The following is a 9,255-nucleotide window of genomic DNA, read 5'->3' as shown; positions in this document are numbered from 1 at the left end:
AGCATATACAAACAGTTTCGGCTCCGCTATTCCTAGCAAATTCGCTGCGCCTGCGCGCCCGTCAGCGACCTGGCTCCCCTGGGGACGATGCAGCGAAACCCAGTTTTTGAGAACCCGGTCGACGATGGGGGTCCGTCGACCGCAGAGGAGCCCGCTCGTGTCGAAAGCGTCAGACATGGTCCGAACCGAAGTCACGCGCTTGTCGCCTTACAATTCCGGACTGACCATCGCCGAGGTCATGCAACGATACGCTCCGGCCCGGATCGCCAAGCTGGGGTCGAATGAAAACCCGCTTGGCCCGAGCCCGACCCTGGCTACGATGATGCAGGCCAGCGCCGAGATTTTCCGGCTTTATCCCGATCCGGCCGGGCGCGAACTGCGCCAGGCTATCGCCGCCAAATATGAATTCGGTGAGGATCAGGTGATCCTCGGCAATGGCTCGGAGGATCTTCTGTCCGTTATCAGCCGTGCCGTGTTGCGGCCCGGCGACGCCGTCGTCACACTTTATCCATCGTTCCCGCTGCACGAGGACTACGCGACACTGATGGGCGCGAGCGTCAGACGTGTGACCGTCAACGACGACCTCACAGTCAATGTCGATGCCCTGATCGAGGCGGTGCGCGAGCGGCCCCGCATGCTGCTGTTCTCCAACCCGATGAACCCGGTCGGTAGTTGGCTGTCCGCCGGCGACCTGTCGGAGGTTCTGGATGCGGCCGGCGACGAGACGCTGATCGTCGTCGACGAAGCGTATGCCGAATATGCGGAAGGTGGCGACTATGCCTCGTCGCTGCGTTACCTCCGCAAAGGTGACCGGCCCTGGATCGTGCTGCGGACATTTTCCAAGGCGTTCGGCCTCGCCGGATTGCGGATCGGCTTCGGTATAGTCGGCGACCCGGAATTGCGCGCCCTGCTCGACAGGGTGCGCACACCATTCAACGCCAATGGCATGGCACAAGCCGCCGCGCTGGCGGCGCTGGCTGACGAGAAACACCTTGCAAGGGTCGTCGCGCTTGCCATGGCGGAAAGAACGCGGGTCGAGAGTTTCCTCCGGAACATGGGCCTCGACGTCGCCCCTTCCCGCGGCAATTTCCTGTTCTTCAACTGCCGGCAAAATGCCTCCGCCTTCGCCGAGGGCTTGCTGCGCGAAGGCGTCATCGTCAAGCCCTGGAAGCAGCAAGATTTCGACAGCTACGTGCGTGTCAGCATCGGTTCGCCAGCGGAGAACGACCACTTCATGGCGGCGCTGTCGCGGCTGTTGTGATTTCCCTAGAGCCATGCAGAATTGTATGGCGCCCACCGGGCACGATATTTGGACGGTCCGCCGTTCCCCATATGGAGTTTTTCGCAGGTGGCGCATCCCCTTTCGCCCGAAGGCTTCCGTCCAGCCTTTCGGGCCTGTGTTCCTCCCCGGTCACCTTGACGTGCCCAGCATGCTTGAGAGCAACGCACCGAAAAGCCTCTACCGCGAAACGGCCGGCACCGGCGACTACCCCGCCCTTGCCGGCGTGCAGCAGGCAAGGGTCGCCATTGTCGGCGGCGGTTTCACCGGCCTGTCCACCGCCTTGCATCTGGCGGAAGCCGGCGACGACGTTGCCGTGCTGGAATCGCACCAGCCGGGCTGGGGCGCTTCGGGCAGGAACGGCGGCCAGGTCAATCCCGGCCTCAAATACGATCCCGACACGATCGAGGCGATGTTCGGGCCAGAGCTTGGGCCGCGGATGATCGATTTCTCATACGGCGCGCCGGATTTCACCTTTGGCCTCATCCGGCGCCTGTCGATCGCCTGCGAGGCACGGCAGAACGGCACGATCCGCGCGGCCATCCGGCCGAAGCCGCAAGCCGCGGTGCAGACGACGGCCGCGCAATGCGAGCAGCGGGGCATGCCGGTCCGCATGCTGGATGCACAGGCGATGGCGACACGAACCGGAACCGACCGATACATAGCCGGCATGTTGGACGCCCGCGGCGGCGACCTCCATCCCCTGAAATACACGATCGGCCTCGCAGCCGCCGCGCGGAACGCCGGCGCGCGGATCTTCGGTGGCAGCGAAGTGCTTTCGCTCAAGAGGGAGGCTGGACGATGGGTCCTCAAAACCGCTAACGGCTCGATCAGCGCCGAGAAGGTGCTTGTAGCAACCAACGGCTATACCGGAGCCCTGTGGCCGGGCCTGGAGCAGTCGCTTGTTCCGGTGTTCAGCGCGATCGCGGCGACCGAACCGCTTGCGCCGAAAGCCGCGGCCGCAATCCTCCCTGAAAGGCCGGTCGTCTACGAAGCCGGCAATATCACCGTGTACTACCGCATCGACGCACACAACCGCCTGCTCATGGGCGGCCGGGGACCGATGAAGCCGATCGGCGATGCTTCCGCCATCCGCTACCTCACCGACTATGCGCTGCGGCTGTGGCCGGTGCTTGCCGGAACGCGCTGGACACATGGCTGGAACGGCCGGGTCGCGATCACCAAGGACCATCTTCTGCACATTCACGAGCCGGAGAACGGCGTGCTGATCTGCCTTGGCTACAACGGTCGCGGCGTCGCCATGGCCTCGGCGATGGGCGCCGCCCTAGCACAGCGGCTGCGCGGCAGCGAAACGTCGCCCTTTCCCATGCCGACATCGGCGCTCAAGCCAATCCGGTTCCACCGCCTCTGGCCGCTCGGGGTGAAGGCCGCGATCCTGTCGGGGCGGGTGAAGGACCGGTTCGGTCTCTGACGCGAAGCGTTCGACCGACCTGACGGCTGGTGAGGTTGGAAAAGCTGCTCCTAACTACCGATATTTCGGAAACGCACCCCCCGTGGGCGCGTTGGCCCAGCTCTGCAATGTCTGGCCGCCGTCGATCAGCCAGTCGACACCGGTGACGTGCCTTGCCTCGTCCGAGGCGAGGAACGCCACGGAGGCCGCGACATCCTCCGGCTGGCCGATGCGGCGCAACGGGATGCGGTCGGCGAAATGCTGGACGCTGCTCTTGAAATCGCCATCGCCGGAAGCCGGCACTCCAAGCATGGTCTCGATCACGCCCGGGCAGATGGCATTGACGCGTATCCCGTAGGGCGCGGCATCGAGTGCGGCCACCCGCGTCAGCCCGACGACGCCATGTTTGGATGCGACATAGCCGGCACCGCCCGAAAGCACGTCCCACCCGGCCATGGACGATCCCATATTGACGATCGAGCCGCCAGCTCCGCCCTCGATCATGGCCCGAAGCGAGGCCTGCAGGACGAGGAAGATGCCGCGCAGATTGATGCGGATGATGGTGTCCCAATCCTCAACGGGCAGTTCGTGAACCGGAGCGACCACGCCCGAAATCCCGGCATTGTTGAACACGACGTCCAGCCCGCCCAATGTCTCGACGGTGGTTTCGACAGCGGCCCGCACATTCTGCTCGTCGGTGACATCGGCTTCGATGGCGATGGTGTTGTCGCCGAGAGAGCGGGCCAGCTCGCGCGCGGCCGCGCCGTTGCGGTCGACAATGGCGATCCGCGCGCCCTCATCGAGGAAACGGCGGACCGCGGCACTGCCAATGGCGCCGGCGCCGCCGGTGACAAGGACCTTCTTGTGCTCGAACCGTTTCATCCCTTGGTCTCCGGCTTCGGGTAGGAACGCCATGAATGCTCCGGCACGAAGCCGAGCGTCTCGCGCGCATGAACCGTAGAGAGCATGGACCCGAAACCGGCGATCGACCGCGACAGGGCAACGCCTGGATAGAAGCGGCGCACGAGCGCTTCGGTTTCTTCCTCCATAAAGGTGTCGGCGGCGCCGAGCAGGACGCGCAGATGGCCATCACCCTGCCATTCCAGTGCCTGCAGAAAACCCTGCCCGGCATCGCGCGCGTCGAGATAGGCCCACAGGTCGCGAGCACTGTCGGCGGTGGCGCGGCGCGGACCGACGTCGGCGAAAAAGGATTGCGGGGTCTGGATCCATGGCATGCGGATGCTGACCGCCGAGAAGGCGCCGCGCCGCACCGCCGCATCGACGATTTCCTCGCCCAGCCATTTCGACAGGCCGTAGGGGTCCTGGGCGCCGACCGGATGGTTCAGGTCGACCGGCAGATAGGGCGGAATGACCCTTCTCTCGAAGAAGGGATAGCCGAGGACGCTGAAGGACGAGGCATAGACGAAGCGCCCGACGCCGGCCATGGCGGCGGCCTCGACGACATTGTAGGCGGTCGCGACATTGGTCCTGAACACCTCGCCGCCGGCGCGCCCGGTCGGACGCGGAATGGCCGCGACATGCATGACGGCATCGCAATCGCGCACCAGCTGCAGGGCCGAACCAAGATCCGTCAGGTCGGCGGTGGCGTGACGCCATGCGCCCCTGCCCGGTGCCACGGTGTCGATGCCCAGCACATCATGGCCGGCGGCAAGCAGGGCCTCGGCGACGTGGCGGCCAAGCAGGCCGCTGGCTCCAGTCACGATCGTCCTCATATCAGGGCCCTCGGCGCGTCAAACCCGGCGGTTTGAATATCATTGATGGTCATACAAATCGAGCACATGATTGCCGCCCTCTGTCAAGGCCATATCGCGGTGGATAAATAGCGCATACGCTTGTGGCAGCGGCGTGCGCAAGGCCGGTGGCCACAGCTTTGCGTCGAACGGGATTGACTTGGCATCCGCCAGGGTTTTTTGTATGAGCATCAACGATTGACCAAAGGAGTCCGCCATGGCCGTGGACGTTTTTTCCTCACATCGGCATGATGACGCGATGCGCCTTGATCCGCAGCGCGCAGCCATTATCGTCATCGACATGGTCAACGAGTTCTGCAGACCGGGCGGAGCCATGGTCCTGCCTGGATACGAGACGCTGGTCGGCCCGCAACTGGCCGTTATAGAGGCCGCCCGCGCGAGCGGCGTGCCGGTGATCTGGGTTCACGATGCGCACCGGCCGGGCATGCGCCGGGAGCGCGAATGGGTGAAGCGCACGCCGCATTGCCTGGAAGGCAGCTGGGGACCGGAGATCATCGAGGATCTCGGCGCCCGCGATGACGAGATCCATGTCATCAAGCGGCGCTACTCGGCATTCTTCCAGACCGACCTCGACCTGACGCTCAGGGACATGCAGATCGACCAATTGATCATCTTCGGCGTGGTCACCAACATCTGCGTGAGATCGACCGTGCATGACGCATTTTTCCAAGGCTATGAAGTGGTCGTGCCGAGCGATTGTTGTGCGGCGACCGGACCGCGCGAACAGGAAAGCTCGCTCTATGACATAGCGACGCATTTCGGCGTGGTCAGCGATTCAACTGATGTCGTCGCGGCGCTTCGCGATGGGACGTCGCTGCAACCGATGGAAGTCGCGGCGTGAACCATCCAGACCCGGCGGCATCCGATACAGGCGACAGGAGTCCGGTTTGACGACCGAAAAGAAATCCGAGAAAAGCGCGGCCGCGAAGCCGCGCGGCAATGCGCAACCATTGAGCCGGGAGCAGGTGCTGGAGCGATACGCCGAGACCGGATACGCGTTGGACCAGCACCCGGCGCACGTCATCCGCAAGGCGCATCAGCGCGCGACGCTGCGTTTCCAGCAGGTCATGGCCGGCGAGGATCTGTCGCCGACCCAGTTCGCGGCCCTTGCCACGATCCTCAAACATGGCGAGGTCTCGCAGAACCATCTCGGCCGGCTGACGGCGATGGACCCGTCGACCATCAGCATTGTCATGCGCAAGCTGCTCAAACACGGGCTGATCACGCGCAGTGCCTCCGACACCGACCAGCGCCTGTCGATGATCGCGCTGACGGAAAAAGGGACCGAATACACGCTCGAACGGCTCGCACGCAGCGTCGAGGTCGGACGGCGCTTACTGTCGCCGCTTTCACCCGCGGAACAGGCGACTTTGCTCCGCCTGCTCAAGCGCATCAATGACGACGATCCATCGAATGGCGACGGCGGCAAGTAGGCCGCCTCCGGACCCTTTTCCGTACCAGCAGAAGCGAGAACCGATGTCGCCCGACCCCAAGTCGTCTGCCAACATGCTCGTCGTCCGCAATATCGGCCTCTTGCTGAGCGGTGACCTTAGCCAACCGATCCTCGATGCCGACACCATCATCGTGACCGACGGCCGTATATCAGGCCTTGGCAAGGCAGGCGATGTCGATGGCGGCAATGCGTCGACGATAATCGATGCGATGGGCTGCGCGGTGGCACCGGGGCTTATCGACAACCACGTTCATCCGGTGGCCGGCGACTGGACGCCGAGACAGAACCAGATCGGCTGGATGGATTCGACCGTGCATGGCGGCGTCACGTCAATCATTTCGGCTGGAGAGGTCCACACGCCAGGGCGGCCGCGCGACCTGGTCGGGCTGAAGGCGCTGGCGATCGCGGCGCAGCGGACCTTCTCCAACTTCCGCCCCAACGGCATGAAGATCCTGGCCGGCGCTCCCATCCTGGAACATGGCCTGGTCGAGGACGACTTCCGATATCTCGCCGAAGCCGGCGTGACACTTGTCGGCGAGGTCGGACTTGGCGGCGTCAAGGATGGCGCGACCGGCCGGCAGATGATCGCCTGGGCGCGCAAATACGGCATGACCTCGATGACCCATACGGGTGGTCCGTCCCTGCCCGGCTCCGGCCGCATCGGCGCCGATGTCGTGCTGGAGGTCGACGCCGACATCGTTGCCCACGTCAATGGTGGACCGACCGCGCTTCCCGAGGCCGAAATTCGGCAGATCTGCGAGAACGGTTCGCGCGCGCTGGAAATCGTCCACAATGGCAATCTGCGCACGAGCCTGTTCGTGCTCGACCTGGCGAGGCAGCGCGGCGAACTTTCGCGCGTCATCCTCGGCACCGACAGCCCGGCCGGATCCGGCGTCCAGCCGCTCGGTATCCTGAGAACCCTGACAATGCTGGCCTCGCTTGGCGGCATCGCGCCGGAAGTGGCGTTCTGCCTTGCCAGCGGCAACACGGCGCGCGTGCGCGGGCTGGCTGACCGCGGCATCATCGAAGTCGGCCGTGCCGCCGACCTGATCTTCATCGATCAGGCGATCGGCGGCGCCGGCGACGGGCTGCTCGACAGCGTGGCGCTCGGCAATTTGCCCGGCATCGGCATGGTCGTCATCGACGGCGAGGTGCGGACCAGCCGGAGCCGGAACACCCCGCCGGCAATACGCGTGCCGGAAATCAGGGCTGCGTAACAGCCTTCACCGGCATCAGCTCACGCCATCAACCCCGACGATCTTGTCCTTGGTCAGCCCGCCGACGCGCGGGTGCGGCCTGCCGGAATCGGTAACGGCGATGGCGACGACGATCTCGTCGGCGCGCGGCGCATCGGGAACGCGAACTTCCATGCCGTCGAAATGGCTGCGCACCCGCGCCGCGTCCTTGTGGCCGAGCGGAATGTCGAGCGGCACGCCGAGAGCGCCGCGTTTCTTCGACGAAGGAATGAGCGCGGCACCCTTGCCCAGCACATCGCGGAACGGGGCGCCGAGCTTTGGATGAAGGATGGCGGCGGCATGTTCAAGCTCGCCGTCGGCACCAATGGCGGCCGCCTTGCCGAAGCTTTCGACCTGATCGGCGGCAATGCCGAGTGCGGCGACCGCCCGCCTGGGCAGGATGTCGCCCAGGGCTTCGCCGATATCGCTCAGCGCCGACAGGTTCTCGACAAACGTGCCCGCATAAGGGTTGCGGATCACCGCCATCGCAGCGGCACGCCGCGTCGGCGGGTCGACCGCGCGGCCGCCTTCGATCCGTGTCTCCTCGACGATGGTGATGATGCGGCGGATTTCCGGGTTCATCGCAATCCGTCCTCCCCCCTGATGTCGGCCGCCGCCAGGCCGCCGACCCGTGCATGAACGCGGGCACCGGTCGTCATCGCCAGAATGACCGCCATCTCGTCGCTGCGCGGCGCATCGCCCACGCCGATCTCGATCGCGTCGAAATGGCTGCGCACGTACGAGGCGTTGATGTGGGTGATCGGGATGTCGATGCGCGTTCCCGGGCCGCCGACCTTCTTGGTCGAAGGCACGATGGCCTTGGCATTGCCGAGAAGTTCGCGCATCGCGTAGCCGCCCGGATTGTGCCAGAGCGCGCCATGTTCAAGCTCGCCGGCGGCACCGACGATGGCGCCCTTGCCATAGCCTTCGATAGCGGCGACGCCGTCGCCCGTCGCATCGATCAGGCGTCGCGCCATTTCGAGGCCGAGCGGCTTCAGATCCTCCATGAAGCCGGTGATCTCTTCAACGTAGCGTCCAGCAAAGGGGTTGGCGATGACGGCGACGATCGCGCCGCGCTTGGGCGGACGCGCGGCGGGAGGACCGCCCTCATGGAAGATTTCCTCGACCTGGACCAGAAATTTCCTGACCACCACAGCTGGCATTGCGCGTATCCTTCGTCCGGTCACTCATGAAAACTCGTTAGAGTATCAACAATTATGCATCGCCGACATTTGTCAAGCACCGAGGTGGAGGACGCCAATGACAGGCCTGGAAAACTGTATCGGATGGCGATTGACAGCCAGTTTCGCCACTCCTAAACTCATATGACCATCAACAAACTTGCCGGCCTTCCGGCGATATGTGGGGGATGGTCAAGGCGTGGCTTCAAAAGCTGAAAAAAGCTGAAGGGGAATAACATGAAAAAGGCGCTCAAGAGTTTGTTCCTGGCCGGCACGATGCTGGCCGTTTCGTTGGGATCGGCCGCCGCACAGGCCAAGGTTTCAGTGGCCGCCATCTCGGGATATTTCGCACAGGGCTTTGGCGTTTCGATCGTCAACGGCCTCAACAAGGCCAAGGCCGATTTCGGCATCGACCTCAAGCTGGTCGATACCGGCAATCGCGCCCTGGACTATCAGGAGCAGTTCGAAAACCTGGCCAAGGGCAAGCAGTACGACCTCATCTTCGTCATGGGCTGGGAGCTGGTGGATTCGCTGCAGAAGGTCAGCAAGGAATATCCCGACCAACGCTTCGTCTTCATCGACGGCGTGCTCGACAATCCCAAGATGATCTACGCCAATTTCGCAGAGGAACAGGGCTCCTTCGTCGCAGGCGCGCTGGCCAGCATGATCGAGGCCAAGGGCAGTGAATTTCCCAAGATCGGCGACGGCAAGGCTATCGGCTTCGTCGGCGGCCGCGACATCCCGGTCATCCGCAACTTCCTAGGCGGCTACGAGCAGGGCGCCAAATATGCCGCGCCCGATGTGAAGGTGAACTCCGTCTTCGCCGGCACGTTCGATGATCCGGCCAAGGGCAGCGAGCTCGCCCAGGCGTTGTACGGCCAGGGCTCCGACATCGTCTACAACGTCGCCGGCCCGACCGGCGAA

11 protein-coding genes are annotated in these 9,255 nt (G+C 64.3%); 6 read left to right on the top strand and 5 right to left on the bottom strand.

Translation table 11 applies throughout. The features are described from left to right. The first annotated feature begins 157 nt into the window (after positions 1-157). Positions 158-1,261 carry a histidinol-phosphate transaminase gene (locus tag C1D09_RS26615; RefSeq protein WP_143977037.1) on the top strand — a complete coding sequence of 368 codons (1,104 nt, stop codon included), beginning with the start codon at positions 158-160 and terminating at the stop codon, positions 1,259-1,261. 169 nt (positions 1,262-1,430) lie between these two features. Further along, complete coding sequence (locus tag C1D09_RS26610; protein WP_143977036.1) at positions 1,431-2,711, top strand: NAD(P)/FAD-dependent oxidoreductase; 1,281 nt, start codon at positions 1,431-1,433, stop codon at positions 2,709-2,711. A 54-nt stretch (positions 2,712-2,765) separates the two neighbouring features. On the opposite strand, the gene C1D09_RS26605 is transcribed toward C1D09_RS26610, so the two are convergent. The 3 genes from C1D09_RS26605 to C1D09_RS26595 are packed head-to-tail and all read right to left on the bottom strand — an operon-like array spanning position 2,766 to position 4,660. Then, a complete protein-coding gene (locus tag C1D09_RS26605) occupies positions 2,766-3,572 on the bottom strand; it encodes an SDR family NAD(P)-dependent oxidoreductase (RefSeq protein ID WP_143977035.1) in 807 nt (268 codons plus the stop codon). Beyond that, a complete protein-coding gene (locus tag C1D09_RS26600) occupies positions 3,569-4,411 on the bottom strand; it encodes an NAD-dependent epimerase/dehydratase family protein (protein WP_246135886.1) in 843 nt (280 codons plus the stop codon). The genes C1D09_RS26605 and C1D09_RS26600 overlap by 4 nt, the downstream gene beginning before the upstream one ends. A 51-nt stretch (positions 4,412-4,462) precedes the next feature. Continuing rightward, a complete protein-coding gene (locus C1D09_RS26595) occupies positions 4,463-4,660 on the bottom strand; it encodes a hypothetical protein (RefSeq protein WP_143977033.1) in 198 nt (65 codons plus the stop codon). On the opposite strand from C1D09_RS26595, the gene C1D09_RS26590 reads away from it, so the two are divergent. Genes C1D09_RS26590 through C1D09_RS26580 form a run of 3 tightly spaced genes read left to right on the top strand, consistent with a single transcriptional unit; the run spans position 4,659 to position 7,132 of the window. After that, positions 4,659-5,303, top strand: a complete 645-nt coding sequence (locus C1D09_RS26590; RefSeq protein WP_143977032.1) for a cysteine hydrolase family protein — start codon at positions 4,659-4,661, stop codon at positions 5,301-5,303. The genes C1D09_RS26595 and C1D09_RS26590 overlap by 2 nt on opposite strands. Before the next feature lie 46 nt (positions 5,304-5,349). Next, positions 5,350-5,895 (top strand): MarR family winged helix-turn-helix transcriptional regulator, encoded by a 546-nt coding sequence (locus C1D09_RS26585; protein ID WP_143977031.1) that lies wholly within the window; start codon positions 5,350-5,352, stop codon positions 5,893-5,895. 43 nt (positions 5,896-5,938) lie between these two features. Next, positions 5,939-7,132 (top strand): amidohydrolase family protein, encoded by a 1,194-nt coding sequence (locus C1D09_RS26580; protein WP_143977030.1) that lies wholly within the window; start codon positions 5,939-5,941, stop codon positions 7,130-7,132. A 15-nt stretch (positions 7,133-7,147) separates the two neighbouring features. Here C1D09_RS26580 and C1D09_RS26575 read toward each other — a convergent pair whose 3' ends face one another. Both C1D09_RS26575 and C1D09_RS26570 read right to left on the bottom strand, forming a co-directional pair. Then, positions 7,148-7,732, bottom strand: a complete 585-nt coding sequence (locus C1D09_RS26575) for an amino acid synthesis family protein (RefSeq protein WP_143977029.1) — start codon at positions 7,730-7,732, stop codon at positions 7,148-7,150. Beyond that, a complete protein-coding gene (locus tag C1D09_RS26570; protein ID WP_143977028.1) occupies positions 7,729-8,313 on the bottom strand; it encodes an amino acid synthesis family protein in 585 nt (194 codons plus the stop codon). The genes C1D09_RS26575 and C1D09_RS26570 overlap by 4 nt, the downstream gene beginning before the upstream one ends. Before the next feature lie 255 nt (positions 8,314-8,568). Between C1D09_RS26570 and C1D09_RS26565 the strand changes: the two genes are divergently transcribed. After that, a partial coding sequence (locus C1D09_RS26565) for a BMP family ABC transporter substrate-binding protein (protein WP_143977027.1) occupies positions 8,569-9,255 on the top strand: 687 nt, incomplete at its 3' end.

The sequence above is a fragment of the Mesorhizobium intechi genome (assembly GCF_002879535.1).
Taxonomy (GTDB): Bacteria; Pseudomonadota; Alphaproteobacteria; order Rhizobiales; family Rhizobiaceae; genus Mesorhizobium; species Mesorhizobium intechi.
The sequence above is the reverse complement of the archived record's forward strand: the minus strand, read 5'-3'. Positions and strand labels throughout refer to the sequence as shown.